A 26,809-nucleotide genomic window follows, 5' to 3' on the forward strand; every position below is an offset into this window, starting at 1 on the left:
AGCCTCACCAAACCCAACGCCCCAGGAGAAAACAACATGACTCTGCGTAAGATCGCAGGGCTAGGAGCCCTATTGTCCTTCGTCATGCCAGGGCTCGCCCTTGCAGAGGAGGCCGCGCCAGCACTCAACTCCGGCGACACCGCCTGGATGCTCACCGCCACGGCGCTCGTGCTGTTCATGACCATCCCAGGCCTGGCGCTGTTCTACGGCGGCATGGTGCGCTCCAAGAACGTGCTGTCGGTGATGATGCAGTGCTTCGCCATCACTGGCTTGATGAGCATTCTCTGGGTCGTCTACGGGTACAGCATGGCCTTCGATACCACCGGTATGGAGAAGGGCGTACTCAATTTCAACTCCTTCGTCGGCGGCTTCTCCAAGGCATTTCTCAGCGGCGTGACGCCTGACAGCCTGACCTCGGCCACGGCGCTGTTCCCTGAAGCAGTGTTCATCACCTTCCAGATGACGTTCGCCATCATCACCCCAGCCTTGATCGTGGGTGCCTTCGCCGAACGCATGAAGTTCTCGGCCATGCTGGTGTTCATGGGCATCTGGTTCACCCTCGTCTATGCTCCGATCGCCCACATGGTATGGAGCGGTGACGGTGCCCTGATGTGGGATTGGGGCGTGCTGGACTTCGCGGGCGGCACCGTCGTGCACATCAACGCTGGTATCGCAGGCCTGGTCTGCTGCCTGGTACTGGGCAAGCGTAAAGGCTACCCGACCACACCCATGGCACCGCACAACCTGGGCTATACGCTGATGGGTGCGGCCATGCTGTGGATCGGCTGGTTCGGTTTCAACGCCGGTTCGGCGGCTGCGGCCAACGGCACTGCGGGCATGGCCATGCTGGTCACCCAGATCGCCACGGCTGCCGCGGCATTGGGCTGGATGTTCGCCGAATGGATCGGTCACGGTAAGCCCAGTGCGCTGGGTATCGCCTCGGGCGTGGTCGCTGGCCTGGTTGCCATCACGCCAGCAGCGGGCACGGTGGGGCCGATGGGCGCGCTGGTCATCGGGCTGGCATCGGGCGTGATCTGCTACTTCTGCGCCACCAGCCTCAAGCGCAAGCTGGGCTACGACGACTCCCTGGATGCGTTTGGCGTACACGGCATCGGCGGTATCGTCGGCGCCATCCTGACCGGCGTGTTCGCAGCCCCGGCGCTGGGTGGCTTCGGCGCGGTCACCGATATCGGCATGCAGGTCTGGGTGCAGGCCAAAGGCGTGATCTTCACCGTGGCCTACACCGCCATCGTCACCTACATCATCCTCAAGGTCCTGGACCTGGTGATGGGGCTTCGGGTCAACGAAGAAGAAGAATCCGTTGGTCTGGATCTGGCGCAGCACAACGAACGCGGCTACAACCTCTAACAACGACGCTGCAGAAATGTGCCCGGCTCGCCGGGCATTTTTTCGTCTTGTGTTTAAGGTCGGCCTGATCAAGCGTGCGCGCAGGGGGCTGGCAAGGCGCTCAGAAGCGGCACCTGCTGCCATTTTTTTTGATCACTTGCCCAGCATTTTCACGTGCGCAAACGGTTTATCCCGTCTATTTGTGACACGGGTACAAAACTTACAAAAGTTGGGGCATTCATGGCGCTTTGCTTTTTCTGCGAGCGCGCTAGAATGCGCGCCGAAGGGTGCTGGAACGTACATTCATCACCCCTGCCGGCCTTTGCCAGGCTGGCTAAAAAGCGCGTGGCCCAGCAGGGGTCACAGGTTTTGTGCGGCACTGCCACGTGCAGGCCCACCCGGGTACAGCCGTCCGTCAGATGCGTTGGCCCAAAGGCCGTGGTCGAACCCACGGCCAGTGGAATTTTCACCAGAAGCTGCCGGTCTACGGCAGCACTGGTCTCTAACTAACCTGCTTTTGCACGTCATGAGGTAGAACATGAGCGACGACGATCTGGAAAATGATGACCTCGAGGTCGGTGATGAAGACGAGGCTGATGACGGCCTTGAAGCGGCTGCCGATGATGTTGCAGAAGACGCTGGCGACGACGACAGCAGTCCTGCACCCGCTGCCAAGGGCAAATCCAAGGCGGCTGTCTCGGTAGACGAGATGCCCAGCCTGGAAGCCAAGCAAAAGGAGCGTGATGCCCTGGCCAAGGCCATGGAAGAGTTCCTGTCGCGTGGTGGCAAGGTTCAGGAAGTCGAGGCCAACGTGGTCGCCGACCCACCCAAGAAGCCGGACAATAAATACGGCAGTCGCCCTATCTAAGCGATGCCTTCGAAAAACCCGCCGTCGCTGCGGGTTTTTTTATGCCTGGCTTGCGCAGGGAGGTGCTGTCGGCAAGGTCATTGCCAGCGGGCGAGCACCTCGTGCAGGTGCGACAGGCGCTGAATTTCGGCGTCGGGTGCTTGCTCACCGGGCCACGCCTTGGCCTGGGGGTTGAACCAAACCGCGCGCAGCCCGGCGCGCTGAGCACCGGCAATGTCATCGCGAGGATGATCGCCGACGTGCACCGCTTCGCTGGCAGGCACGCCGCTGCGGCGCAGGGCCTCTACAAACGGGGCCGGGTCGGGTTTGCCGATGCCCAGGTCCTCCGCGCACAAGGCGAAGCGGAAATAATCGGCCAGCCCCAGCCGGCTGACATCGGCATTGCCATTGGTGATGACACCCAGGGCGTAATGCTGGCTCAGTAATTCCAGCATCGGTTGAACTTCCGGGAATATCTCGACCTTGTGCCTGGCCTGCAAGAACACCTCGAACCCCAGCTCGGCCAGTTGCTGTGCCTGCATCTGGCCGTAGCCGACGTCTTCGAGGGCGCGGGTCAGCACGCGGCGGCGTAAGGCGCTGATGCGGTGCTTGAGCTCGGGCTCTGCCAGGACGATCCGTTCCCGGATGGCGAACAGATGTTCGACAGGCACATCGCCCAGTAACGGGGCATTGGCTTGAAGCCAGTCGCGCAGCACGACTTCGGCACTGGCAATGACCGGCGCAGTATCCCAAAGGGTATCGTCGAGGTCGAAGGTGATCAGCTTGATGTTCATCAGTCGTTGCCTTTGCTGCGTTTGGCCCTGGGATGGGCGCTGTCGTACACCGTTGCCAGGTGCTGGAAATCCAGGTGCGTATAGATTTGCGTCGTGCCGATGTCGGCGTGTCCGAGCATTTCCTGTACAGCGCGCAGGTCCTGGGACGATTCCAGCACGTGGCTGGCAAAGGAATGGCGAAGCATGTGTGGATGCAGGTGCTGGCCCAGCTCGCGTTCCCCGGCCACCTTGACCCGCTGTTGCACGGCGCGTGGGCTGATGCGATTGCCTTGCCGGGTGATGAAGACGGCGCGATCCCTGGGGTTGCCGGCGCCGCGCAGGCGGTACCACGCCTGCAGTGCCTCCCGCGCCTTGCGCCCTACCGGCAGCACGCGGGCCTTGCCGCCCTTGCCCAGCACCTGTACCAGGCCACCGGCCAGGTCGACATGGTCGAGGTCAAGGTTGGTCAGCTCCGAAAGGCGAAGGCCCGAGGAATAGAACAATTCGAGAATGGCTTGATCGCGCAGGGCAATGAAATCATCGTCCACGCCGCCATCGAGCAGTTGCAAGGCACGGTCGGTGTCGAGCACCTTGGGCAATCGACGCTCCCCCTTGGGGGCGCTCAGGCCATTGGCAGGATCGTGCTGGCAGATCTTTTCGCGGTTGAGGTAACGGTACAGGCCCCGCACCGCCGATAGCAGCCTGGACAGGCTGCGCGAAGACTGGCCCTGGTGATGCTGGCGCGCGATCAGCTGGCGCAGGTGTTGAATCTGCAAGGCTTGCCAGCCACCAATAGCCTGCTCGCTGCAGTACGCCATGACCTTCTCCAGGTCCCGGCGGTAGCCCACAAGCGTGTGCTCGGAGACCTGGCGCTCATTGCGCAGGTGTGCGCAGTAAGCTTCCAGCTGGCGCTCCATCAGCGCACCGGGCGCAGGCTTTGGCTGACGCGGGGGACCACACGGCCCAGCACCTCGGCGATATAGCTCAGGAACAGCGTGCCGACACTGCTCTTGTAATGCTGCGGGTCGCGGCTACCAATGGCCAGCACCCCATGCAACCCCTGGTGCTCCAAGGTCGCCACCGCGCTGGAGCCCACGTCGCGGCGTTGCTCCTCACCGAACAGAAACGCCAGCTCGTGCTCGCGCAAGCTGCCGCTGACGGTCTTGCCGCTACCGAGCAGCGGGCCGATCGCTTGCTGGGCTTCGGCGTTGCTGACCCAGCGCCCCACCGGCGCTACGTTGTCGCCAAACAGGATCAGGCTGACGAAAGGTACCTGGAACTCCTGACGCAGGCTGTCTTCGACGACCATCACCACGTCTTCCAGCGTGGTTGCATCGAGCAGGTCCAGGATCAGGCGTCTGGTCTTGTCGAACAACCGATCGTTGTCGCGGGCCACGTCCATCAACTGCGAAAGGCGGTGGCGCATCTCGATGTTGCGGTCGCGCAGCAACTTGAGCTGGCGCTCGACCAGCGAAACACTGTCACCGCGCTGGTGGGGAATGTGCTGCTCGACCAAGAGCTCATCATGCTCGGTGAAAAAGGTTGGATGAGCACGCAGGTAGGCGACCACCGCTTCGGCATCGAGCTCAGCGGCCTGCTGGGGTATATCCTTGGGGTGATCGGTCATGACGGTTACTCGCTTAGAATCGAACCTGTCCTTCGTAGACGCGTACGGCCGGGCCGGTCATCACCACCGGCTTGCCTGGCCCGGCCCACTCGATATGCAAGCGCCCGCCCGGCAGGTCAAGTGCGACGGGCGAGTCCATCCAGCCTTGGCTGATGGCCGCCACGGCAGCTGCACAGGCGCCAGTGCCACACGCCTGGGTTTCCCCAGCACCGCGCTCCCACACGCGCAAGTTGCCGCGATGGCGGTCAATGACCTGCAGGAAGCCGGCATTGACGCGCTGGGGGAAGCGCGGGTGGTGTTCGATCTTCGGCCCCAGCTGATGCACAGGGGCGCTGACCACGTCGTCCACGCGCAGTACGGCGTGAGGGTTGCCCATGGACACCGCGGCAATCGAATGCACCTGATCGTCTACCTCCAGCGGGTAGCTCACCGACTGCTCGTCGGCGACGAACGGGATGTCGGCAGGGACGAAGCGTGGCGGACCCATGTCGACACTAACCTGGCCGTCGTTCTGTACGTCCAGCACGATGATGCCGCTCTTGGTTTCCACGCGTATGCGCTTCTTGGCGGTCAGGCGCTTGTCGAGCACGAACCGCGCAAAGCAGCGTGCCCCGTTGCCGCACTGTTCCACTTCGGAGCCGTCGGCATTGAAGATACGGTAGCGGAAATCGACTTCCGGGTTATTCGGCGCCTCGACGATCAGCAACTGGTCGAAGCCGATGCCCGTGTGGCGATCGCCCCACTGCTTGGCGTGCTTGGGCTGGATGTGGGCGTGCTGGCTTACCAGGTCCAGGACCATGAAGTCGTTGCCCAGCCCATGCATCTTGGTAAAACGCAGCAGCATGGGCTTACTCCGGCAGCAGGCTTTCGCCAGCGTACAATTCGGCGATGGTTTCGCGGCGGCGTACTTCGAAAGCCTGGTCGCCGTCGACCAGTATTTCCGCACAACGGCCACGGGTGTTGTAGTTGGAGCTCATCACGAAACCATAGGCGCCCGCTGACTGAACGGCCAGCACGTCACCCTCGGCGAGGTTCAGAACCCGGTCCTTGCCCAGGAAGTCGCCGGTTTCGCAGATCGGGCCGACCAGGTCATACGGGCGACCTTCGCCTTCACGCGGCTTGACTGCACAGATGCCCATCCAGGCCTGGTACAGGGCTGGGCGGATCAAGTCGTTCATGGCCGCATCGATGATGGCGAAGTCCTTGTGTTCGGTATGCTTGAGGTACTCCACACGGGTCAGCAGTACGCCAGCGTTGGCCACGATGTAGCGCCCCGGCTCGAATACCAGCGCCAGGTCCCGATCGCCCAGGCGCGCGCGGATGGCCTGAATGTAATCGGCTACCAGCGGTGGTTCTTCGTCGCGGTAGCGCACGCCGACCCCGCCACCCAGGTCCAGGTGGCGCAGGTGGATGCCGCACTCTGCGAGGCGGTCGACCAGTACCAGCAAGCGGTCCAGCGCATCGAGGAAGGGCTCCACGGTGGTCAGCTGCGAACCGATATGACAATCGACCCCGACTACGTCCAGGTTGGGTAACTGAGCGGCCCGCACGTAGATGGCCTCGGCATCGGCGATGGCGATGCCGAACTTGTTTTCCTTGAGCCCGGTGGAAATGTACGGGTGGGTACCTGCATCCACGTCCGGGTTGACCCGCAGCGAGACGGGCGCAACCTTGCCCATTTCGGCGGCCACCTGCTGCAAACGCTCCAGCTCATCGGTGGACTCGACGTTGAAGCAATGCACGCCCACTTCAAGCGCGCGACGCATGTCTTCGCGGGTTTTGCCCACGCCGGAAAACACCACGCGGTCAGCGCGCCCGCCGGCAGCCAGTACGCGCTCAAGTTCGCCACCGGAAACGATGTCGAACCCTGCACCCATGCGCGCCAGTACATTGAGCACGCCCAGGTTCGAGTTGGCTTTCACCGCGAAGCAGACCAGGTGTTCGCAACCTTGCAAGGCATCGGTGTAGCTACGGTACTGGGCCTCGATGTGGGCACGCGAGTACACGTAGGTGGGGGTGCCGTGCCGCTCGGCGATTGCCGACAGGGACACCCCTTCCGCGAACAGTTCACCGTCGCGGTAATTGAAGACGTTCATCCGATTCCCTTACTGCTCAGGCGACTGCTCAGGCTCGGACTGCAGCGTGTCTTGCTGCTCCTGGGTCTGTGCTGACTTGGCTTTGGTCTGGTGCTGGTGCGCCGAGTGGGCGTCTTTGCGGTCCTTGCCGTCATCGGGCAGGTACAACGGGCCTTTCTGGCCGCATGCAGAAACGAGGCAGGCAACAGCGACCAGCGCCGCGAGGGAGGAAATCAGGCGCTTCATGGATGAAATCCTTAGAAAAATGCAGTATTGAGCCCGAGTATACCGAGCGACCGGCGGCTTGCCTATGCAAGTACCGGCCCGCCGGGCAGGCTATTCTGGGTGCCGAGCCGCACCTGTTTGCCGTCAGGGCCGCGTTGCAAGCGAAGTGGCCTGCAAGGACCCTGGCTAAACCTTTGCATTCATCGGCAAGCGCCCGTATCGTGCCCGGCTTGCCTGTCACGCCGCCAATTTCGAGGTTCCTGCAATGAGTTTGAGTGAAGCGCGTTTCCATGATCTGGTCGACGCTACCCAGCAGGCGCTGGAAGACCTGTTCGACGAAAGCGGGCTGGATCTGGACATGGAGAACTCCGCTGGAGTGCTGACCGTGAAGTTCGAAGGTGGAGCCCAGCTGATCTTCAGCCGCCAGGAGCCTCTGCGCCAGCTGTGGCTGGCCGATCGGTCCGGCGGCTTCCACTTCGACTATGACGAAGAGAGCGGCAAGTGGGTGTGCGAGAAGAGCGAAGAGCTGCTGGGTGAAATGCTTGAGCGCATCGTGTGGGAGCGAGCCGGCGAAAAGCTGGATTTCGACGACATCTGACATGAGCAATGCACCCGTTCGGCCCCCCAAGCCGCTTTACAGCAACGTCAGCCCAGCGGTGCCATCGCCGTGCATCAGCATCTGCCGCCTTGACGAACAGCGCGTGTGCACCGGCTGTCATCGGCATGTTGAACATATCCGCGAATGGCGCTCTGCCGATGATGAGCGCCGTCGGCAGATCTGCCGCGAGGCCACTGCGCTTCGCGACCTTAAGGCACACTGATAGCAAGGGCTTGAGTATTTGCCCCGCTGTGGTAGTGTCGGGGCTTGCGTCGATGACGCCAAAGCATTCGAAAACCCCGCCTTTGGGCGTAATGCTGGTCACTTAGGGCTGCTCTGCAGCCCAAACACTCTCAAGTGAACAGCACTACGCGCATAGGGCGGGGTTTTGCTTTATCTGTGCATCGAAAACTGCCTGTTCAAAGGAGTCTGACTGGATCATGAGCACCAAGCCTTCCCTTATCCTCACCCGTTTGGATGTACAACGTCTGGAGCGTCTGCTCGATAGTCTCGACGAAAGTACCCCTGGCGTGCTCGCGCTCAGCGGCGAGCTCGACCGCGCCGAGCAGGTGGTGGGGCATGATGAGGTGCCGGCAGGTGTGGTGACCATGAATTCGCGCGTGCATTGCCGCGAGCTAGCCAGTGGCAAGGACTACCATTTGACCTTGGTCTACCCCAAGGATGCCGGGCCAGACGGCAAGGTCTCGGTCCTGGCGCCCATCGGCTGTGCCTTGCTCGGGTTGTCGGTGGGTGAGCAGATCGACTGGCCGGCGCCAGGGGGCAAGACCCTCAGGCTAGAGTTGCTGGAAGTCGAGTATCAGCCGGAAGCGGCGGGCGATTTCGACCTGTAGTGCTTTCAACGCACCTGTGGCGTGGCCAGTGCCTAAGCCTGGCCAGCCAGCACCTGCTGTAGCCCCTCATTCAAGGCCTGCTCAAGTGTCCGCTTGTAGTTCAGGTAAACCTGCGTCGTGGCCTGGCGGCCATCGGGTAACCCGGAAACATCCAAGTCGGTGATGTAGCACCGATACAGGCCTGCACTTCGCCGCTGGGCGATGATTTCTCGTGCCACCACGCCATACAGGCTCGGCCCATGGTCGAGCTCGGAGAACTCCTGTTGTTCGCAGAACAAGGTCACGTGCGTGGCACCGTCGGTGTCGGCGTGAATCATGGCCTGGACGTCGTAGTAGGGCTGCACGTTCCCCGCATCCGGTGCCGCCCTCTGCTCCAGGCCCCGTGCCCTGGCTGATCCAGACCCAAGCAGCTGCGCGTACACGATGTCCAGGCGTGCTGCTTGCCTTGCACCATAAGGCAACTGCGCCTCGCGTCGGCGCAAGACCGAAGCCAGAAAGCGGTGCAGCGGCAGCAGAAGGTGAGGTTCGTCCTGCAACGGCACGCGCTGGTGCCACAAAGCGTTGCATTCATCCAGCACGTAGAGCTCGGCCCAGCTGTCGAACAGTCGATAGAAGACCTGGACGCAGTCGCGGCGGCCTTGCTCGAGCACAAGGCCCACATCGGTGTCCGGCAGGGCATTGGCATCCAGGCACACGGGGCTGTAGGTACTGCGCTCCTGGCCCATGAACGTGAGTAGCGCATCATGGTCGTCAAGGCTCGTGAGGACGACCTTGCCCTGGAGCCACTCCAGCACATGAACCTGGTGCGCCACCTGCACCAGGTAACGGCCAGGAACGTCCTGTGCGTGCAACTGCCGCGCAGTCTGGAAGAGCTCGGCCACACGCTGACTGATGGCCTGCGCCCGGTGCTGGGCAAAGCAGTGCGCCCGCACATTGGGCCAGCCGCTTGCCTGTTTCGGCAGGTTGATGAAATCGCGCAGGCATCGCATCAGCGCATGCTCGCCGTCGTAGCGATGTACCAGCACCTCGTTCCAGGAGTTGACCGTGACCTGGTCCACTGTCAATACCAGGTTTTCCCGCAGGCCACCGTAGCTGAGCGAGTCGGTACGCTCGGTGGTCAGCAGGATATCCAGCTCACGGTGGTGGGGCAGGGGGTCAATGCCCACGTTGATCAGCAGCAGCACATCGTCGGCGACGCTTGGCTGCAACAGGCTCACCTCGCTGACGGCGGGCAGCGGCAACACGATGAGCTGCTGCAGGCTCGCGAGCAGGCCCTGCAATTCAGGCTCTTTCAGATCGCTGATACCCGGATGAAGCGCCAGTCGTGTATGCCTGTCTATCACGCCATTGCAATGGGCCCAGACCAACAGCTCCACAAGGTGCCAGCAGCGCTTGATCGGGTTGGCGAGTTCCATTTCATGGCCATGCAGGTTGCCGCTGTAGAGTGCCCAGGGGTGGCCACCTGGCGCTCTGCGGCTGGGTGACTGGGCCAGCGTCACGGTTTGCTCGGCCAGGTCGCAGGCACGGTCGCTCTGGAGGATTTCCACCTTGTCCGCACGGCGCTCGAATGCTGCCTGCAATCGCCGTCCCAACAGGTTGAGCTCGCGCAAGTCGGCGCGGCTGGTCGCGTCATGTGTGCGCGCGAACTGCACCAGGAACCGGTAGCTGCGGCTGAGCTCGGCCACCCGTTCTCGGCGCTCCATGGTAACCTGGTGCACGCCCCAGCCAGGGCGACCATCGAGCAGGGCCAACTGCGCGCCTCCCCATCCCCACTCGTCGGTCAGGCTGCGCAGCAGGCGGCGTTGCCAGCCTTCGGCGCGGCCCTGTTCGCTGAGCTTGCTGTTCACTTTCAGGTACAAGCTGCGCCGCACCAGTTCCAACCGAGCCTGCTCACGGCGTTGCATCAGGTAGCGCTCGATCCGTCGGTAGACCATGACGTAAGGATCGAGACGGTCAAGGTCGAGCTGATTGGCGAAGACCGCTTGCTTGTAGTCCAGGCTCAGGCAACGCACGGCGGGGTATTCGCTGGCATAGGCTTCGGTCAGCAGCAACTTGAGCAAGGACTTGTGAGGGGCATCGATGCCCTTGAACAGCTGCCAAAGCCCGGCGCCGACGAATTCGTGGCCTGGGATCTGCGCCAGGTGACCCAGGTCCAGGGCTTCCCCAGGGCGTACGAAACGCTTTGCCAGCAGGGCTTGGGCGTAGGCCGGATAGCCGCTCTCCTGGTCGGGCGGCACCAACCACCACAGCGGCGTCCGCCCTGCCAGCCAAAGGGTCGTGCGGTAGAACTCGTCCAACAGAAGATAATGCTGCGTAGTGCCGCAATCGTCGGTGCCGAGTTGGCCTGTGCGCTGGCCCTGAGCGAACCCCTGGGTGTCAATCAGAAAGATGTGCGTATCGGCGCCCTGGATCGCGGCCCAGGTTTCCAGCAACTGGCATTTGCGCTGTAGTGCCTCCAGCGCTTCGCGCTCCAGGTCGCTGGTATGGCATACCCATACATCGATGTCGCTGTCCTCAGCCTGGGCAAGCGTGCCCAGGCTGCCGATTAGAAACAGCCCGTCGATGGGGCGTGGTGAGGTGTTGTCGCGGGCTTTGTAGCTGAAGGCGCGTGCCAGGCGCTGAGCTTCGAATACCTGATCGGCGCTTGGCTCGAAGTCGCAGATGCCTGCCGGCGTCGTCGACGAAACATAGCCGGGCAGTAGCGGATGATTTACATGGAACAGTACGGGCAGCACCGTCAGGACCTGCTGCTGGCGGGGGGACAAACCGGCCATTGCTCGCTGCAGGCGGCCTGCGTTGATCTGTAGGTAGCGCCCACGCAAGTTGGCCAGCAGCTTACGGTCGATCCCGTTGTCCAGGTCCAGTTGGATCTCGTCGGGACAATTCATTTTGCGCTCATCAGTCCGCTGAAGCTGGGGCGAGTGTAGCCTGAACGGTACGGCTCACACAGGCTCATTCAGTTCTGGGGCTATTTGCGCGAGTTCCTGCAACCTGTCGGGGTAGTGCATCATGACTGGCTAAATGACAACGTGAGGTCAATCATGCGTGTTTGGATCGATGCCGACGCTTGCCCCAAGGCTGCCAGGGACCTGATCGTCAAGTTCGCCCTCAAGCGCAAGTTCGAAGTGGTCATGGTCGCGGGCCAGGCAGTGGCAAAACCAGCATTCGGCATCGTACGACTGATCGTGGTACCCAGCGGCATGGATGCGGCCGACGATTATCTGGTCGAGCATGCCGTACCCGGCGAGTTGGTCGTCTGCAGCGACGTGCCTCTGGCCGACCGGCTTGTGAAAAAGGGCGTAGCGGCGCTGGACCCGCGCGGGCGCGAGTTCGACGAGCGCAACATGGGCGAGCGCCTGGCTACGCGCAATCTGTTCACCGAGCTGCGTGAACAAGGCCAGTCAGGTGGCGGGCAGGGGCCTTATGGGGATCGCGACAAACAGGCGTTTGCCAATGCGTTGGACCGGATCATCGCTCGGCTGTCGGCGCTTTGATAGCCAATGGAGCGCCAATCGCCTGGTCAGGCGCTCCAGCCGGGCAAGCGGCGCTTACTCGTGGGTCAGTTCCAGCACCCGATCAACCAGCTTGTAGATCCCGCCAGCGGCTTCGCTGATGGTCTTTGCCGACATGTAGGCAGGGGTGGTCACCAGTTTGCGCTGCGGGTCCTCGACGATGTCGTGCACGTCGCATTCTTCGTGGGTACCGCCCATCTTGACGACGGCCTCGGCGGTGTCGGCGTCGTTGCCGATGGTGCAGACCACGCCAGGGCCATAGATCTTGGCAGCCAATGCAGGCGAGATACAGATCAGGCCAACTGGCTTGCAGGCGGCGGCGAACGCCTCGGCCAACCCCAGGACATCCGGATTGACAGTGCAGTCTGCGCCTTTCACGGCAAAGTCCGAGAGGTTCTTGGCTGCGCCAAAGCCGCCCGGTACGATCAAGGCGTCGAAGTCCTCGACGCGCGCCTCACGAATGTCTTTCACATCGCCACGCGCGATACGGGCAGATTCCACCAGCACGTTGCGCGACTCGGGCATTTCTTGGCCTGTCAGGTGGTCGATGACATGCATCTGTGCGATGTTCGGTGCAAAGCACTGCACTTGCGCGCCGCGTTGGTCCAGGCGCAGCAAGGTGATCACGCTTTCGTGAATTTCTGCGCCGTCATAAACGCCACAGCCGGAAAGAATCACCGCCACTTTTTTTGTCATGCTCATTACTCCAGGTCGAAGCGCTTGATACCCGTCAGGCTGGCAGCGCGGCGCAGTGCGGGATGGTCCATGTCTGTTGGAGTGTGCACAGGTGCAGGTGTTCAGTCCTGGGACTCGCGCGCAGCCCGGCGCTCTGCCCGCAGCGTGCGAAAGCGCCGGTGCAGCCACAGGCCTACGCCAAGCACCAGCAAGGCGCCCAGTACCCACAATTCGTAGCGTTTGATATTGCCCAGCAGGCCTTCGAGGATTGCGCCGAAATGATAGGCCGCAGCACCCAGGGCGATGGCCCAGATCGCGGCCCCGATGCCATTGAGCAGCAGGTAGCGCCGCGGCGGATAGCCCGAGAGACCAATCGCGACCGGCATTACCGTGCGAAGCCCGTAAACGAAGCGGAAGCTGAGCACCCAGATATCGGGATGGCGACGGATGTGGCCCAGGGCGCGGTCGCCCATTGCCTGCCAGCGAGGCTTGCGCGCCAGGATCTTGCGCCCATGGCGACGACCCATGAAATACCACAGCTGATCACCGGCATAGCTGCCCATGAATGCCACCAGGCATACCAGTTTGATGTCCATGTAATCGCGGAACGCAAGAAAGCCTGCAAGGACCAGAATGGTCTCGCCTTCGAAGAAGGTGCCTAGAAAAAGGGCAAAGTAGCCGAAATCCTGCAGGAATTGTTGGAGCATTTTCTGAGGTGCTGGCGAAATGAACGCGCAGCCTACCCCTTCGCGTGCGTTCGGGAAAGTGTCCAAATGTGTCTCGACGTGAACAGTGCCCGCTACCACAATGTCTGCAACCGTGTGCCATGGCTTGCCCTGGCGTGTAACACAGGCGTCATAATGGGCGCTTATCTTGCCGCTCAATTGATGATAGGGCGTTAACGTCCTCAGGACCGCCAGATGAATAACGAAGTGCTTCCCCCTGTCTTGATCAAGGATGCCAAGGAGCTTCCAGAGGAGTTGGTGCAGACCCCGCCTGATCTGCCACCCGCGTCTCAGGTCGCTGTGGAACCTGCAGCGGAGTCAGCGGCGCCCACGCCGGCCCCCGCCCCGGCCATCGTCGTGCCTGGCCTGGACGATACCAGCCTGTACATTCATCGCGAACTGTCCCAGCTGCAGTTCAACATCCGCGTACTGGAACAGGCGCTGGATGAAAGCTACCCGTTGCTCGAACGCCTGAAGTTCCTGCTGATCTTCTCGAGCAACCTGGACGAGTTCTTCGAGATTCGTGTGGCCGGGCTGAAAAAGCAGATCAACTTTGCCCGCGAGCAGGCCGGTGCCGACGGCTTGCAGCCGCACCAGGCCCTCACGCGCATCAGCGAACTGGTGCATATCGAGGTCGATCGCCAGTACGCGATTCTCAACGATGTGCTGCTTCCGGAGCTGGAAAAACACCAGATCCGATTCATTCGCCGCCGTCACTGGACACCCAAGCTCAAGACATGGGTGCGTCGCTACTTCCGCGACGAGATTGCGCCCATCATCACCCCGATCGGCCTGGACCCTACCCATCCATTCCCATTGCTGGTGAACAAGAGCCTGAACTTCATCGTCGAGCTTGAAGGCGTCGATGCGTTCGGCCGCGATTCAGGCCTGGCCATTATTCCGGCACCGCGGCTGCTGCCACGGGTCATTCGCGTGCCTGAGGAGGTGGGTGGCACCGGTGCCAATTACGTCTTCCTTTCGTCGATGATCCACGCCCACGCCGACGACCTGTTCCAGGGCATGAAGGTGAAGGGGTGCTACCAGTTCCGCCTGACCCGTAACGCCGACCTGGCGCTGGATTCCGAAGAGGTCGATGACTTGGCCCGGGCGCTTCGTGGCGAGCTGTTCTCGCGCCGCTACGGCGATGCCGTGCGCCTGGAAGTCGCCGATACGTGCCCCAAGCACCTGTCGGACTACCTGCTCAAGCAGTTCAGCCTGAGCGAAAGCGAGCTCTACCAGGTCAATGGGCCGGTCAACCTGACGCGGTTGTTCAGCATCACTGGGCTGGACAGCCACCCCGAACTTCAATACGTACCGTTCACCCCGGCCATCCCGAAGTTGCTGCAGAACGCCGACAACATCTTTAGCGTGATCAGCAAGCAGGACATCCTGCTCATGCACCCCTTCGAGTCGTTCACGCCGGTCATCGACCTGTTGCGCCAGGCGGCCAAGGACCCGCACGTTCTGGCCGTACGTCAGACGCTCTACCGCTCCGGCGCCAACTCGGAAATTGTCGATGCGTTAGTCGATGCAGCGCGCAACGGCAAGGAAGTCACCGCCGTGATCGAACTGCGCGCACGCTTCGACGAGGAGTCCAATCTGCAGATGGCAAGCCGCCTGCAAGCGGCAGGCGCGGTGGTGATCTATGGCGTGGTCGGTTTCAAGACGCACGCCAAGATGATGTTGATCCTGCGCCGCGAGCAGGGCGAGATCGTTCGCTATGCGCACCTGGGGACCGGCAACTACCACGCTGGCAATGCCCGCTTGTACACCGACTACAGCCTGCTCACCTCCGACGATGCGCTCACCGAGGACGTCGGCAAGTTGTTCAGCCAGCTGATCGGCATGGGCAAGACCCTGCGCATGAAGAAACTGATGCATGCGCCGTTCACCCTGAAAAAGGGCATGCTGGACATGATCGCCCGCGAAACCCAGTTCGCCCTGGACGGCAAGCCGGCGCACATCATCGCCAAATTCAACTCGCTGACCGATGCGAAGGTCATCAAGGCCTTGTACAAGGCCAGTCAATCGGGGGTGAAGATCGACCTGATCGTGCGTGGCATGTGCTGCCTGCGTCCAGGTATTCCAGGGGTTTCACACAACATCCAGGTACGCTCGATCATCGGCCGCTTCCTGGAACACACCCGTGTGTTCTACTTCCTCAATGGCGGTGAAGAGCAGATCTACCTCTCCAGTGCGGACTGGATGGAGCGCAACCTCGACAAGCGGGTCGAGACCTGCTTCCCGGTCGAGGGCAAGAAGCTCTTGCTGCGGGTGAAAAAGGAACTGGAGGCGTACCTGACCGACAACACTCACGCCTGGACCCTTCAGCCAGACGGGCGCTATGTGCGCAGCAGCCCGACGGGTAACCAGAACCCCCGCAGTGCCCAGGCGACCTTGCTGGAGCGCCTGAGCAACCCGGTCCTCAACGTACGCTGAGGACGAAGCCGACCCGGGCCAGCCACTCCGCTTCGTTGGCGAAGTCGGCCTGGGTCAGCTGGTTCTGCTCGAGCCAACCTTCCGGGAATACCACTTCCAGGCGGTTATCGGCCGCCTTGAGCTCTACTTTGGGCATCTGCTGCGTGCCCCGGATGTGATGAAACAGGATGGCAAAGCGCAGCAGCACGCACAGGCGCAGCAGCTTGACCCCATCATCCCCCAGCTCGGCATAACGGTCCTTGGGGATGTTGCGGCGGTGGCCGCGCACCAGCAAGGCCATCATCTGCTGATCCTCGCGCGAAAAGCCTGCCAGGTCGGAGTGCTCGATCAGGTACGCGCCGTGCTTGTGGTAATGATAGTGGGCGATGTCCAGGCCGATCTCATGGACCTTGGCTGCCCAACCCAGCAGGTCGCGCCAATTGCCGTCCTGCAGGTCCCAGGCTACGGCCACCTGGTCGAAGGCATGCAGTGCCTTGCGCTCGACCCGGGCGGCCTGGCCCTGATCGACGTGGTAACGCTCCATCAGCGAGTTGAGGGTACGCTCGCGTACGTCTTCATGATGATGCCGGCCAAGCAGATCGAACAGCACACCTTCACGCAGCGCACCGTCGCAGTGGTCCATGCGCTGCAGCTCCAGCGCATCGAAGATCGCTTCGAGGATGGCCATGCCCGCCGGGAAGATGGTGCGCCGATCCGGCTTGACCCCTTCGAAATCGATTCTGTCGACTTCGCCCAGCTTGAACAGCTTGCGCTTGACCCAGGCCAACCCTTCGGCGTTTACCTCGCCATTGCCCAGGCCTGCACCCCGAATGGCGGCGCCGATGGCGCGAATGGTACCCGACGAACCGATGGCTTCATCCCAGGTCAGGCGGTGCAGGGCATGCTCGATGCTCATCAACTCAAGCCGGGCGGCCGTATAGGCCTGGGCATAGCGCGCAGGGGTGATCTTGCCGTCACGGAAATAGCGCTGGGTGAAGCTGACGCAGCCCATCTGCAGGCTCTCGCGCAACAGCGGCTCGAAGCGCTGGCCAATGATGAATTCGGTGCTGCCACCGCCGATGTCCGCCACCAGGCGCTTGCCCGCGGTGTCGGCCAGCGTATGGGAAACGCCCAGGTAGATCAGGCGGGCTTCTTCGCGGCCTGAGATGACTTCTACCGGGTGGCCAAGAATGGCTTCGGCACGCTGGATGAAGATGTTGCGGTTGCGCGCTTCACGCAAGGCGTTGGTGCCGACGATGCGCACCGAGCCTGCGGGCATGCCGTTGATCAGCTGAGCGAAGCGCTTGAGGCACTCCAGGCCGCGCTCCATGGCTTCTTCACTGAGCCTGCGCTCCTCGTCGATGCCGGCGGCCAGCTGTACCTTCTCGCCCTGCCGCTCGAGAATGCGGATTTCGGTGTGGTGGGCCTTGGCCACGACCATGTGGAAGCTGTTGGAGCCGAGGTCGATGGCGGCTATCAGGGACAGGTTCTTCGCGGTGGTATGCGGCATGATCTGGAAGTTCTCGGTCGTTAACCTGGCAATCGTGCCACGATAGCAGGCTGGTCGCCAACGCGTGGCACCTGGCCTGCGCGATGCGCTTGATATACGGCAATGTGCCATTCGATTCTATGAAGACGATGTGACAGTTTTGATTCGAGTGCTCTTGCACAACTATAGTTACACTCAATCGTCTGCGGCTTCCTGTCGACCGCGGGGGCGGCTATGATGGGCAACGTTTTCCGTGCTTACGACCTTGGAGATTTCCATGAGCGACAAAATCAAACACGTCACCGACGCCACCTTCGATGCTGAAGTGCTTCAGGCTCAAGGCCCGGTGTTGGTCGACTACTGGGCTGAATGGTGCGGCCCATGCAAGATGATCGCTCCGGTTCTGGACGACATCGCCTCCACGTATGAAGGCAAACTGGTCGTCGCCAAGCTGAACATCGACGAAAACCAGGAAACCCCAGCCAAGCACGGCGTGCGTGGTATCCCGACGCTGATGCTGTTCAAGAACGGCAACGTGGAAGCCACCAAGGTCGGTGCCTTGTCCAAATCGCAGCTGGCAGCGTTCCTCGACGCCCACCTGTGATAAAAAAGCCCCGCAAATGCGGGGCTTTTCTTTTTCAGAGCACTAGACGCACAAAAAAGCAAGTGTTACATTCGGCCTCGCACTGCTTCTTCAGTGCCCTCTACATGCCGTCGCCGAAGCATCCCCAATTCGAATCAGTACGCGATCCTTTCGCCATCTAGCGGCGCGGCTTCATTAAGCCAGAAGCTTAATTCTCCCTTCTTACATGATTACGTCATTCCCCTTATGAACCTGACTGAACTCAAGCAAAAGCCGATTACCGATCTTTTGGAAATGGCCGAACAAATGGGCATCGAGAACATGGCCCGTTCGCGCAAACAGGACGTGATTTTCTCCCTGCTGAAAAAGCATGCGAAAAGCGGCGAAGAGATCTCGGGTGACGGCGTGCTGGAGATTCTCCAGGATGGTTTCGGTTTCCTGCGTTCTGCTGATGCGTCCTACCTGGCCGGCCCTGACGATATCTACGTTTCGCCTAGCCAGATCCGCCGCTTCAACCTGCGTACCGGCGATACCATCGTTGGCAAGATCCGCCCGCCGAAGGAAGGGGAGCGTTACTTCGCCCTGTTGAAGGTCGATACCATCAACTTCGACCGGCCGGAAAACGCCAAGAACAAGATCCTGTTCGAGAACCTGACGCCGCTGTTCCCCAACAAGCGCCTGAAGATGGAAGCCGGCAACGGCTCCACCGAAGACCTGACCGGCCGGGTCATCGACCTGTGCGCCCCGATCGGCAAGGGCCAGCGTGGCCTGATCGTCGCCCCGCCCAAGGCGGGCAAGACCATCATGCTGCAGAACATCGCAGCCAACATCACGCGTAACAATCCCGAGTGCCACCTGATCGTTCTGCTAATCGACGAGCGCCCGGAAGAAGTGACCGAGATGCAGCGTACCGTACGCGGCGAAGTGGTTGCCTCCACCTTCGACGAGCCGCCAACCCGTCACGTGCAAGTGGCCGAAATGGTCATCGAGAAGGCCAAGCGCCTGGTCGAGCACAAGAAGGACGTGGTCATCCTGCTCGACTCCATCACCCGTCTGGCACGTGCCTATAACACGGTCATTCCAAGCTCGGGCAAAGTGCTGACCGGTGGTGTCGACGCTCACGCCCTGGAGAAGCCCAAGCGCTTCTTCGGTGCCGCCCGTAACATCGAGGAAGGCGGTTCGCTGACCATCATCGCCACCGCGCTGGTCGAAACCGGTTCGAAGATGGACGAGGTGATCTACGAGGAATTCAAGGGCACCGGCAACATGGAACTGCCCCTGGACCGTCGTATCGCTGAAAAGCGTGTGTTCCCTGCCATCAACATCAACCGTTCGGGTACTCGCCGCGAAGAGCTGCTGACCGCCGACGACGAACTGCAGCGCATGTGGATCCTGCGCAAGCTGTTGCACCCGATGGACGAAATCGCTGCCATCGAGTTCCTGGTCGACAAGCTCAAGCAGACCAAGACCAACGACGAGTTCTTCCTGTCGATGAAGCGCAAGTAAGCGTTTCAGGTCTAGATCGAATGGGGCCGCTTCGCAGCCCATCGCGGCTGGTCCGATGCCTTTGCAAGGCCGTTCCTACAGGGATAGCGTAATCCTGTAAGAACGGCTTTGCCGGGACGTCGGACCGGCTGCGATGGGACGCGACGCGGCCCTGATCAGTTTTGACCATTGCGCTCTGAACGGCGCTACACTCTGAACCCCCGACCGATACGGCCAACACGAGGCTCATGCATGCAGTATCGCGACTTGCGCGACTTCATTCGTGGCCTGGAACAGCGCGGCGAGCTCAAGCGCATCCAGGTCCCGATCTCCCCAGTGCTGGAAATGACCGAGGTCTGCGATCGCACGCTGCGTGCCAAAGGCCCTGCGCTGTTGTTCGAAAAGCCGACCGGCTTCGACATTCCCGTGCTGGGCAACCTGTTCGGCACGCCTGAGCGGGTGGCCATGGGCATGGGTGCCGAGTCGGTCGATGAGCTGCGCGAGATCGGTAAGCTTCTGGCGTTTCTCAAGGAGCCTGAACCCCCGAAAGGGCTCAAGGACGCCTGGTCCAAGCTGCCGATCTTCAAGAAAGTGGTATCGATGGCGCCGAAGGTGGTCAAGGACGCCGTTTGCCAGGAAGTGGTGCTCGAAGGAGAGGACGTGGACCTTGGCGCATTGCCGATCCAGCACTGCTGGCCGGGCGATGTGGCACCGCTGATCACCTGGGGCCTGACCGTCACGCGCGGCCCGAACAAGGATCGCCAGAACCTGGGCATCTACCGGCAGCAGGTAATTGGCCGCAACAAAGTGATCATGCGTTGGCTCAGCCACCGTGGCGGCGCCCTGGACTACCGTGAGTGGTGTGAAAAAAATCCCGGCCAGCCGTTCCCAGTGGCCGTGGCGTTGGGGGCAGACCCTGCCACTATCCTGGGTGCAGTGACCCCAGTGCCCGATACGCTTTCCGAATACGCCTTCGCGGGCCTGTTGCGGGGTAATCGCACTGAGCTGGTCAAGTGCCGCGGCAGCAATCTGCAGGTGCCGGCCACGGCCGAGATCATCCTCGAAGGGGTAATCCACCCAGGCGAGATGGCGCCTGAAGGCCCCTATGGGGACCATACCGGTTACTACAACGAAGTGGACAGCTTCCCGGTGTTCACCGTCGAACGCATCACCCACCGGCAAAACCCTATCTATCACAGCACCTACACCGGTCGGCCGCCGGATGAACCGGCGATTCTTGGCGTGGCGCTGAACGAAGTGTTCGTGCCGATCCTGCAGAAACAGTTCCCGGAAATCGTCGATTTCTACCTGCCACCGGAGGGGTGCTCCTACCGCATGGCGGTGGTGACCATGAAGAAGCAGTACCCGGGGCATGCCAAGCGCGTGATGCTGGGTGTGTGGTCGTTCCTGCGACAGTTCATGTACACCAAGTTCGTTATCGTGACCGACGACGACATCAACGCCCGCGACTGGAACGACGTGATCTGGGCCATCACCACACGCATGGACCCCAAGCGTGATACGGTGATGATCGACAACACGCCGATCGACTACCTGGACTTTGCCTCTCCAGTGTCGGGGCTGGGATCGAAAATGGGCCTGGATGCCACGCACAAGTGGCCGGGCGAGACTACACGCGAGTGGGGGCGGGTCATCGTCAAGGACGAAGCCGTCACCCGGCGTATCGATGAGCTGTGGGATCAGTTGGGAATAGATTGATGCAGGTAACGTTGCAGCCGTCCGGAGCAGTGCTGACGCTAGAGCCCGGGGAACGGATCCTGGAAGGTGCGCGTCGGCTGGGTTATGACTGCCCCAACAGCTGCCGTAATGGCAACTGTCATGTCTGCGCTGCGTTGCTGGTCGAAGGCAGTGTGCGCCAGAACGGAGAAGTCCGGGACCATGGCGAATTGTTCACCTGCATCGCCGAGCCGCTCGAAGATTGCATCCTGCTATGGGACGGCGTGCTGGCCTTGGGCGAGCTGCCGGTGCGCAAGCTGACCTGCACGGTCAGTGAATGCCGTGAAGTGGGTGGCGACGTTTGGCGCGTGCGCCTGTTGGCGCCTGCGGGCAAGCCGCCGCGCTACCATGCCGGGCAGTATTTGATGATCGAACGTGAAGCGGGCAAGCCGGCCGCTTTTTCGCTGGCCTCCGCTCCCCATGCAGGGCGCGAGCTTGAATTGCACGTGCTGGCGCGCGAGCCCAGCGCCGTGCAGTTGATCGAGCAATTGCAGCGCGAGCGCTTGGCTCGTATCGAAATGCCCTTCGGCGATACCCACTTGGCCGAACTGCCCGACGGCCCCTTGGTGCTGATCGCCGCCGGTACCGGCATGGGGCAGATGCACAGCCTTGTGGAACACTGCCGCGCTCAGGGCTTCAAACACCCTGTTCACTTGTACTGGGGCGTACGACGCCCGGAAGACTTCTATCAGATCGAGCATTGGGATCAGTGGCTGAGTCTGCCCAACCTGTCCCTGCACCAGGTGGTTAGCGACCTGTGTGGCTGGGAGGGCCGTTGTGGGATGCTGCACGAAGCGGTTTGCGAGGACATTGCCGACCTCAACGGCGTACACGTGTACGCCAGTGGCTCGCCGAACATGATCTACGCCACGCTCGATGCGCTGGTGGACGCCGGCATGGATGCGCACCGCATGCGTGCGGACGTGTTCGCTTACGCGCCTCGCGGCTGAAGCATCCCCTCGCGGTGCGCGGCGCCCGTCAGGCTGCCCGCGCCACCCCGTACGCACTTGACGCGCTGCACGGCCGGTCGTCGGCGCCTGGCGTGAAAAGCTCTGCATGCACTTGTTCAGCCCCTTGCCCTGACTTAGCTTATACACCGCCTGGCGCGACTGCCGTAAATGACTTGCCTGAGGGCTCTGGTCAACGACCCAGTGGCTAACGCATCAGGCTCGGCCACGTTACATGCTTTGTTCACAGGGAATCATAGCGGCAGCTTATGTCGGCGCTCGAACGTTCATCCTGGCAAGTCCCATACCCCCCTTCGCTCGATTTTGGTCAGCAACTGACCCACGAGCAACTGCATCACTCCATGCAAGCCGCCATGTCCCGTCACCAGGGCGGGCCAGTGTGGCTGTTCGCCTATGGCTCCTTGATCTGGCGGCCCGAGTGCAGCGCGGTGGAGCGTCGACGTGCGCGGGTGCACGGTTACCACCGGGGCTTGTACCTGTGGTCGCACGAGCACCGTGGCACGCCTGAAACCCCAGGTTTGGTGTTCGGTCTGGATCGAGGCGGCTCGTGCAGCGGCTTTGCCTACAGGCTGGACGATGCCACCCTCGATGCGTCGCTTCGTGCCCTGTGGCAGCGCGAAATGCCTTACCCGGCCTACCGCCCGCATTGGCTCAACTGCCGGCTCGACGATGGCAGCAAGGTACAGGCCCTGGGCTTCGTGCTGGAGCGGCATCTGCCTTGCTATGCGGGCAATCTGCCGGATAACGTGCTCAGCCACATACTGGCCAGCGCTAAAGGGCGGTATGGCACCACGCGTGATTATGTCGAGCAGACCCTTCACGCCCTGCGCAGCCATCACATGCCTGATCGCAACCTGGAGGCGCGCTTCAGGCGCTGTCATGACCTGCGCGAACGGTGATCAGGTGCCGGGCGGCACCACCACCAGCTTGCCGACCGCCTGGCGCTGGCCCAGTGTTTCGATGGCCGTACCCGCGTCGGCCAGGGTGTAGGTTTGTGAGACGAGCGGCTTCAATTTGCCCTGCGCGTGCCAGGCAAACAGCTGCTTGAAGTTGGCTGCGTTATCCTCCGGTTGGCGCTGTGCAAACGCGCCCCAGAACACGCCCAGCACCGCCGCCCCCTTGAGCAGCACCAGGTTGGCTGCCAATTGGGGAATGCTGCCGCTGGCAAAACCTACCACCAACAGCCTACCGTTCCACGCCAGGCCCCTCACGGCGTGCTCGAACAGCTCGCCGCCGACCGGATCGTAAATCACATCCACACCCTTGCCATCGGTCAGGCGCTTGATGGCCTCGCGCAGATTTTCCTGGCTGTAGTCGATCAGATCATCAGCACCGGCGGCACGGGCCACCGCGAGCTTTTGCGCGCTGCTGGCAGCCGCGATAACCCGCGCCCCCATGGCCTTGCCGATCTCAACCGCTGCCAGGCCCACCCCGCCGGACGCACCCAATACCAGCAAGGTTTCGCCGGCTTGCAATCGACCGCGCTGGCGCAAGGCGTGCATCGAGGTGCCGTAGGTCATACCGAATGCGGCGGCGGTAATGAAGTCCATGCCGGCTGGCACGGGCATTACGTTGTAGGCGGGCGCTGCCACTTGCTCGGCGAAAGCACCCCAGCCGGTCAGCGCCATGACGCGGTCACCCACCTTGAAGGCGTCCACCTTGGCGCCGACGGCTGCGACCGTGCCCGCCGCCTCTCCACCCGGAGAAAAGGGCAAGGGCGGCTGAAACTGGTATTTGCCTTCTATGATCAGGGTATCGGGAAAGTTGACCCCTGCCGCCTGCACGTCCAGCAGCACTTCGTTGGGCTTGGGCGTTGGGCTGGGCACGTCTTCCAGGACCAGGTCGCGGGCCGGGCCCAGGTGCTTGCAGAGCAGCGCTTTCATCGTGGCCTATTCCTTTGCGGGTAATGGCCGATAAGTGTAGGAGGGCCGCCAGTCGGGTCAACGAGCATGGCTTGTCCTGATGAGCCGGCATAAGCCCAGGCTTGGGTTTGAATGATGTGCTGGTTAAGCTGGCGCCACCTGAATAGAGGAGCGATTTCGTGAAAGCGTGGATATTGATGGTGTTGGCACTGGTGTTACCCGCCGCAGCCGTGGCCGAAGAGGCCAAGGAGGGCGCGCCCAAGGTGGCCTATATCACGCTGACACCGCCGTTCGTAGGTAACTATGCGCTCGATGGTGGTCCGCGGTTGCGGGTGTTCAAGGCCGATGTCGCGTTGCGAGTGACCGGGGATGAGGCCGCCAAGGCGGTACAGCACCATGAACCGCTGATCCGCAACCAGCTCGTCGCACTGTTTACCCAGCAGACCGTGGACAGCATGAGTAATGTGGAGGCCAAGGAGCATTTGCGCCAGGAGGCGCTCAAGCAGGTTCAGCAGGTGATGGAGACCGAAGAGGGCAAGCCGATCGTCGAGGACCTGCTGTTCAACAACCTGATCGTCCAGTGAGCGGCTAACCCGGTCTTCGGTCAGCCACTGAAGGCTGGGTTTCATGGGAATGTCGGAGCGGGGCAGGTGCCTCAATCCATCGGCAGGATGGCAGTCCATTGCTCGGCCGTTACCGGCATGACCGACAGGCGGCTGCCCTTTTGCACCAGCGCCAGTTCGGCGAGGGCTGGCTGTTGTTTCAACCAGCCCAGCTCAAGCACGCGTGGCAGTGTCCGCACGTGAGCCACGTCTACCGCGCTCCACGGGTTCTTGTCGGGCGTGGCCTTGGCATCGTGGTAAGGGCTCTGCGTGTCCAGCGCAGTGGGGTCCGGATAGGCTGCGCGGATGACCTTGGCAATGCCGGCGATGCCAGGTTGAGGGCAGCTGGAATGGTAGAAGAAGAACATGTCCCCCGCGCTCATCGCACGCAGGAAATTGCGCGCCTGATAGTTACGCACACCGTCCCAGCGGGCTTCGCCAAGGTGAGCCAAACCTTCGATGGACAGTTCGTCGGGCTCGGACTTCATCAGCCAATAGGCCATGTTGTTTGCTCCAGAAATGCTTTGAAATAACTCGTTCAATCAAACCGACGACTGGTTGACGTCAACGTTTGCGTGGTGGCTCAGGTTGTCGGAGAATGCGCCCCGTTTGAGGTGCGATGCTCAGGTACGACCCAGAAGTCGCCGAGCACTGAACAGTTTGCCTGGGGGGCAATCGTCGATGAATCAACGTAAAAAGCCGGACCTACTGTGGGTCCTGGTGTTCATCTTTGGCTTGGGTGTGGTTACCACCGGTTATGCGCAGGGGATCTGGGAGCGCAAGCTGGATAACGCCTACCAGATGCCGTACGAAGCCGGTCAGGCGCAACGCTGACCCTCCCGGCACCGCTCAGCGTGGTGCCACGTACCAGTGACGATCCGAGACCGTTCCCTGCAAAGGTACGTCCCAGCTGGCCTGTGCTAGCCGTTCGACCTTCTGGCACTCATGCGCCAAGCCCAGCAGCCGTGGTTTTTTCCAGGTCTGCCGGCGAGCCAGGTAAGCCAGGCTGCGATCATAGAAGCCACCTCCCATGCCCAGTCGCCCTCCCGCGTCGTCGAAGCCCACCAGGGGCAGCAGAATCAGGTCCAGTGCCCACACGGGGCGTTGACGCCTGCGGTCGGTGGTCGGCTCAGGGATTCGGAACCGGTTGGGCGTGAGTTTCTCGCCCTTCTCGAATCGCTGAAACACCATGCGGGTGCGTGGCCATGGATGCAGCACCGGCAAGTAGGTGCGCTTGCCGCGTCGCTGCGCCTCGCGCAGCAGCAATGCAGGGTCGATCTCGCCATCGTTGGGCAGGTACAAGGCGATATGCCTGGCCTTGCGAAAGAGCGGGTGCTGTGCCAGCAGACGGTACAGGCCCGCAGCGGCCTGACGCTGTTGCGCGGGCGTGAGCGCCCTGCGCGCATTGCGCAAGTGCCTGCGAAGTTGAGGGCGGGTGAGCGTCGCGGTGTCGGTCATGGCACGGGCGATCCGAGGGTGCTGGCCATTGCTGTTGGCCAAAACGATTTGCCCGCCGGGAGGCGGGCAAAGGAATTCGGGCTCCCCGATAAGACCGCTATCGGTGTAGCCCTTGAACCCGAAAGTTCAAGGTGGAGATTGCAGGGGACATTAAGGCTTTCCGTCGAGCGGACATGCACACCTGCCCCAGCGTGCAACCCCCGTGGTTGTGCGTATCGGCTCAGGGACATAACCGACTGGCGCATCCACCAGGGAGTGGCGCCAGTATAACAACCTCAGTTTTTTTTGGTACCCGTCTCGTCGGACAGCGCCTGGTCGACCCGGTCCAGCAAATCGCGCACCTGCTCGCGCGTGGCCCCGCCGGCCGGAGCAGCGCTGCGGTCTTCCTGGCGATGGAGCATCTCGTGGGTAATGTTCAACGCCGCCATGACCGCGATGCGGTCGGCACCGATCACCTTGCCGCTGCTGCGAATCTCGCGCATCTTGCTGTCCAGGTAGTGAGCTGCACTGACCAGATTGTTGCGCTCTTCGGGCGGGCAGATGATCGAGTATTCCTTGTCGAGGATCTGCACGGTGACGCTATTGCTTGAACTCATGAGTCTTGCTCCAGGGCCTTGAGACGCAAGATCATCGACTCGACCTTGCGTCTGGCGATCTCGTTCTTTTCGATGAGGTGGGCGCGCTCTTCGCGCCAGGACTTTTCCTGAGCTACTAGGAGTGCATTTTGCCGTTTAAGTTGCTCGACACGCTCGATCAGCAGCTCGAATCGGCTCATCAGGGCCTGCAGGTCGTTCTCTTGCGTGGGTTGCACTCGATTCGCTCCGTCATTGACTCATCTTGCGATGATGCCTCTCCCTGGGCCGTGGCTGCCAGTGCCGATGGTCTTGGCGCGCCTGCCGGTGCTAGGATACAAGGCCTTCATTCTAGTCATTGCGCCCTCCGGCGCCTAGCA

Annotated in this window: 29 protein-coding genes and 1 other RNA gene; 14 read left to right on the forward strand and 16 right to left on the reverse strand. The window is 61.8% G+C overall.

What is annotated here, in order from left to right:
* The first annotated feature begins 36 nt into the window (after positions 1–36).
* Complete coding sequence (locus FH041_RS18100; protein ID WP_023532646.1) at positions 37–1,368, forward strand: ammonium transporter; 1,332 nt, start codon at positions 37–39, stop codon at positions 1,366–1,368.
* A gap of 517 nt (positions 1,369–1,885) precedes the next feature.
* Positions 1,886–2,215, forward strand: a complete 330-nt coding sequence (sutA, locus tag FH041_RS18105) for a transcriptional regulator SutA (protein WP_023532471.1) — start codon at positions 1,886–1,888, stop codon at positions 2,213–2,215.
* Between the two features lie 77 nt (positions 2,216–2,292).
* Here sutA and FH041_RS18110 read toward each other — a convergent pair whose 3' ends face one another.
* The 6 genes from FH041_RS18110 to FH041_RS18135 are packed head-to-tail and all read right to left on the reverse strand — an operon-like array spanning position 2,293 to position 6,915.
* On the reverse strand, positions 2,293–2,988 hold the full coding sequence (locus FH041_RS18110; protein WP_028686763.1) for an HAD family hydrolase: 696 nt from the start codon (positions 2,986–2,988) through the stop codon (positions 2,293–2,295).
* Positions 2,988–3,884 carry a tyrosine recombinase XerC gene (xerC, locus tag FH041_RS18115; RefSeq protein ID WP_027913407.1) on the reverse strand — a complete coding sequence of 299 codons (897 nt, stop codon included), beginning with the start codon at positions 3,882–3,884 and terminating at the stop codon, positions 2,988–2,990. Before xerC ends, FH041_RS18110 begins: the two co-directional genes overlap by 1 nt.
* The gene (locus tag FH041_RS18120; protein WP_023532867.1) at positions 3,884–4,594 is read right to left on the reverse strand and encodes a DUF484 family protein; all 711 of its coding nucleotides are present in this window, start codon (positions 4,592–4,594) and stop codon (positions 3,884–3,886) included. The genes xerC and FH041_RS18120 overlap by 1 nt, the downstream gene beginning before the upstream one ends.
* A 13-nt stretch (positions 4,595–4,607) precedes the next feature.
* A complete protein-coding gene (gene dapF, locus FH041_RS18125; protein WP_027913408.1) occupies positions 4,608–5,438 on the reverse strand; it encodes a diaminopimelate epimerase in 831 nt (276 codons plus the stop codon).
* 4 nt (positions 5,439–5,442) lie between these two features.
* Complete coding sequence (gene lysA / locus FH041_RS18130; RefSeq protein WP_028686762.1) at positions 5,443–6,690, reverse strand: diaminopimelate decarboxylase; 1,248 nt, start codon at positions 6,688–6,690, stop codon at positions 5,443–5,445.
* A 9-nt stretch (positions 6,691–6,699) separates the two neighbouring features.
* Positions 6,700–6,915 carry a lipoprotein gene (locus FH041_RS18135; protein WP_033694875.1) on the reverse strand — a complete coding sequence of 72 codons (216 nt, stop codon included), beginning with the start codon at positions 6,913–6,915 and terminating at the stop codon, positions 6,700–6,702.
* Between the two features lie 244 nt (positions 6,916–7,159).
* On the opposite strand from FH041_RS18135, the gene cyaY reads away from it, so the two are divergent.
* From cyaY to rnk, 3 genes are all read left to right on the forward strand, one after another.
* A complete protein-coding gene (gene cyaY / locus FH041_RS18140) occupies positions 7,160–7,492 on the forward strand; it encodes an iron donor protein CyaY (RefSeq protein ID WP_023532439.1) in 333 nt (110 codons plus the stop codon).
* A gap of 1 nt (position 7,493) precedes the next feature.
* A complete protein-coding gene (locus tag FH041_RS18145) occupies positions 7,494–7,715 on the forward strand; it encodes a DUF1289 domain-containing protein (protein ID WP_028686761.1) in 222 nt (73 codons plus the stop codon).
* 217 nt (positions 7,716–7,932) lie between these two features.
* On the forward strand, positions 7,933–8,343 hold the full coding sequence (gene rnk, locus FH041_RS18150) for a nucleoside diphosphate kinase regulator (RefSeq protein WP_023532559.1): 411 nt from the start codon (positions 7,933–7,935) through the stop codon (positions 8,341–8,343).
* 32 nt (positions 8,344–8,375) lie between these two features.
* Here the strand turns inward: rnk and FH041_RS18155 are convergent, their stop codons facing one another.
* Positions 8,376–11,231 carry a class I adenylate cyclase gene (locus FH041_RS18155; RefSeq protein WP_049695301.1) on the reverse strand — a complete coding sequence of 952 codons (2,856 nt, stop codon included), beginning with the start codon at positions 11,229–11,231 and terminating at the stop codon, positions 8,376–8,378.
* A 153-nt stretch (positions 11,232–11,384) separates the two neighbouring features.
* Here FH041_RS18155 and FH041_RS18160 point away from each other — a divergent pair, with 153 nt between their 5' ends.
* A complete protein-coding gene (locus FH041_RS18160; RefSeq protein WP_027913411.1) occupies positions 11,385–11,837 on the forward strand; it encodes a YaiI/YqxD family protein in 453 nt (150 codons plus the stop codon).
* 54 nt (positions 11,838–11,891) lie between these two features.
* On the opposite strand, the gene elbB is transcribed toward FH041_RS18160, so the two are convergent.
* A complete protein-coding gene (elbB, locus tag FH041_RS18165; protein WP_027913412.1) occupies positions 11,892–12,551 on the reverse strand; it encodes an isoprenoid biosynthesis glyoxalase ElbB in 660 nt (219 codons plus the stop codon).
* A 101-nt stretch (positions 12,552–12,652) separates the two neighbouring features.
* A complete protein-coding gene (locus tag FH041_RS18170; protein WP_023532679.1) occupies positions 12,653–13,237 on the reverse strand; it encodes a DedA family protein in 585 nt (194 codons plus the stop codon).
* Between the two features lie 213 nt (positions 13,238–13,450).
* Here FH041_RS18170 and ppk1 point away from each other — a divergent pair, with 213 nt between their 5' ends.
* Complete coding sequence (gene ppk1 / locus FH041_RS18175; protein WP_027913413.1) at positions 13,451–15,694, forward strand: polyphosphate kinase 1; 2,244 nt, start codon at positions 13,451–13,453, stop codon at positions 15,692–15,694.
* On the opposite strand, the gene ppx is transcribed toward ppk1, so the two are convergent.
* Positions 15,681–17,183: an exopolyphosphatase gene (ppx, locus tag FH041_RS18180; protein WP_027913414.1), complete on the reverse strand. Its 1,503-nt coding sequence runs from the start codon at positions 17,181–17,183 to the stop codon at positions 15,681–15,683. The two genes, ppk1 and ppx, sit on opposite strands and share 14 nt — an antisense overlap.
* A gap of 256 nt (positions 17,184–17,439) precedes the next feature.
* On the opposite strand from ppx, the gene trxA reads away from it, so the two are divergent.
* The 5 genes from trxA to FH041_RS18205 all read left to right on the forward strand — a co-directional run bounded on the left by trxA (position 17,440) and on the right by FH041_RS18205 (position 22,834).
* Positions 17,440–17,766, forward strand: coding sequence for a thioredoxin TrxA (gene trxA / locus FH041_RS18185; RefSeq protein ID WP_023532641.1), 327 nt, complete (start codon positions 17,440–17,442; stop codon positions 17,764–17,766).
* A 225-nt stretch (positions 17,767–17,991) separates the two neighbouring features.
* The gene (gene rho / locus FH041_RS18190; protein WP_023532437.1) at positions 17,992–19,251 is read left to right on the forward strand and encodes a transcription termination factor Rho; all 1,260 of its coding nucleotides are present in this window, start codon (positions 17,992–17,994) and stop codon (positions 19,249–19,251) included.
* A 231-nt stretch (positions 19,252–19,482) separates the two neighbouring features.
* The gene (gene ubiD / locus FH041_RS18195; RefSeq protein ID WP_028686760.1) at positions 19,483–20,949 is read left to right on the forward strand and encodes a 4-hydroxy-3-polyprenylbenzoate decarboxylase; all 1,467 of its coding nucleotides are present in this window, start codon (positions 19,483–19,485) and stop codon (positions 20,947–20,949) included.
* On the forward strand, positions 20,949–21,917 hold the full coding sequence (locus tag FH041_RS18200) for a CDP-6-deoxy-delta-3,4-glucoseen reductase (RefSeq protein WP_027913416.1): 969 nt from the start codon (positions 20,949–20,951) through the stop codon (positions 21,915–21,917). The genes ubiD and FH041_RS18200 overlap by 1 nt, the downstream gene beginning before the upstream one ends.
* A 266-nt stretch (positions 21,918–22,183) precedes the next feature.
* On the forward strand, positions 22,184–22,834 hold the full coding sequence (locus FH041_RS18205) for a gamma-glutamylcyclotransferase (RefSeq protein ID WP_027913417.1): 651 nt from the start codon (positions 22,184–22,186) through the stop codon (positions 22,832–22,834).
* On the opposite strand, the gene FH041_RS18210 is transcribed toward FH041_RS18205, so the two are convergent.
* Positions 22,835–23,818, reverse strand: coding sequence for an NADPH:quinone oxidoreductase family protein (locus FH041_RS18210; RefSeq protein ID WP_049695303.1), 984 nt, complete (start codon positions 23,816–23,818; stop codon positions 22,835–22,837).
* A gap of 158 nt (positions 23,819–23,976) precedes the next feature.
* Between FH041_RS18210 and FH041_RS18215 the strand changes: the two genes are divergently transcribed.
* A complete protein-coding gene (locus tag FH041_RS18215) occupies positions 23,977–24,381 on the forward strand; it encodes a flagellar basal body-associated protein FliL (protein WP_027913419.1) in 405 nt (134 codons plus the stop codon).
* 71 nt (positions 24,382–24,452) lie between these two features.
* Here the strand turns inward: FH041_RS18215 and FH041_RS18220 are convergent, their stop codons facing one another.
* Complete coding sequence (locus FH041_RS18220; RefSeq protein WP_049695304.1) at positions 24,453–24,902, reverse strand: EVE domain-containing protein; 450 nt, start codon at positions 24,900–24,902, stop codon at positions 24,453–24,455.
* 178 nt (positions 24,903–25,080) lie between these two features.
* Between FH041_RS18220 and FH041_RS22830 the strand changes: the two genes are divergently transcribed.
* Positions 25,081–25,233 carry a hypothetical protein gene (locus FH041_RS22830; protein WP_023532702.1) on the forward strand — a complete coding sequence of 51 codons (153 nt, stop codon included), beginning with the start codon at positions 25,081–25,083 and terminating at the stop codon, positions 25,231–25,233.
* Positions 25,234–25,248: 15 nt separating this feature from the next.
* Here the strand turns inward: FH041_RS22830 and FH041_RS18225 are convergent, their stop codons facing one another.
* From FH041_RS18225 to FH041_RS18240, 4 genes are all read right to left on the reverse strand, one after another.
* Positions 25,249–25,857 carry a 5-formyltetrahydrofolate cyclo-ligase gene (locus FH041_RS18225; protein WP_027913421.1) on the reverse strand — a complete coding sequence of 203 codons (609 nt, stop codon included), beginning with the start codon at positions 25,855–25,857 and terminating at the stop codon, positions 25,249–25,251.
* Between the two features lie 78 nt (positions 25,858–25,935).
* Positions 25,936–26,115, reverse strand: a non-coding RNA gene (gene ssrS, locus FH041_RS18230) — 6S RNA.
* Between the two features lie 17 nt (positions 26,116–26,132).
* Positions 26,133–26,453: a cell division protein ZapA gene (locus FH041_RS18235; protein ID WP_023532287.1), complete on the reverse strand. Its 321-nt coding sequence runs from the start codon at positions 26,451–26,453 to the stop codon at positions 26,133–26,135.
* A complete protein-coding gene (locus FH041_RS18240) occupies positions 26,450–26,632 on the reverse strand; it encodes a TIGR02449 family protein (RefSeq protein WP_033693939.1) in 183 nt (60 codons plus the stop codon). Before FH041_RS18240 ends, FH041_RS18235 begins: the two co-directional genes overlap by 4 nt.
* Positions 26,633–26,809: the final 177 nt, after the last annotated feature.

Source organism: Pseudomonas sp. SWI7 (genome assembly GCF_006351945.1).
GTDB lineage: Bacteria > Pseudomonadota > Gammaproteobacteria > Pseudomonadales > Pseudomonadaceae > Aquipseudomonas > Aquipseudomonas fulva.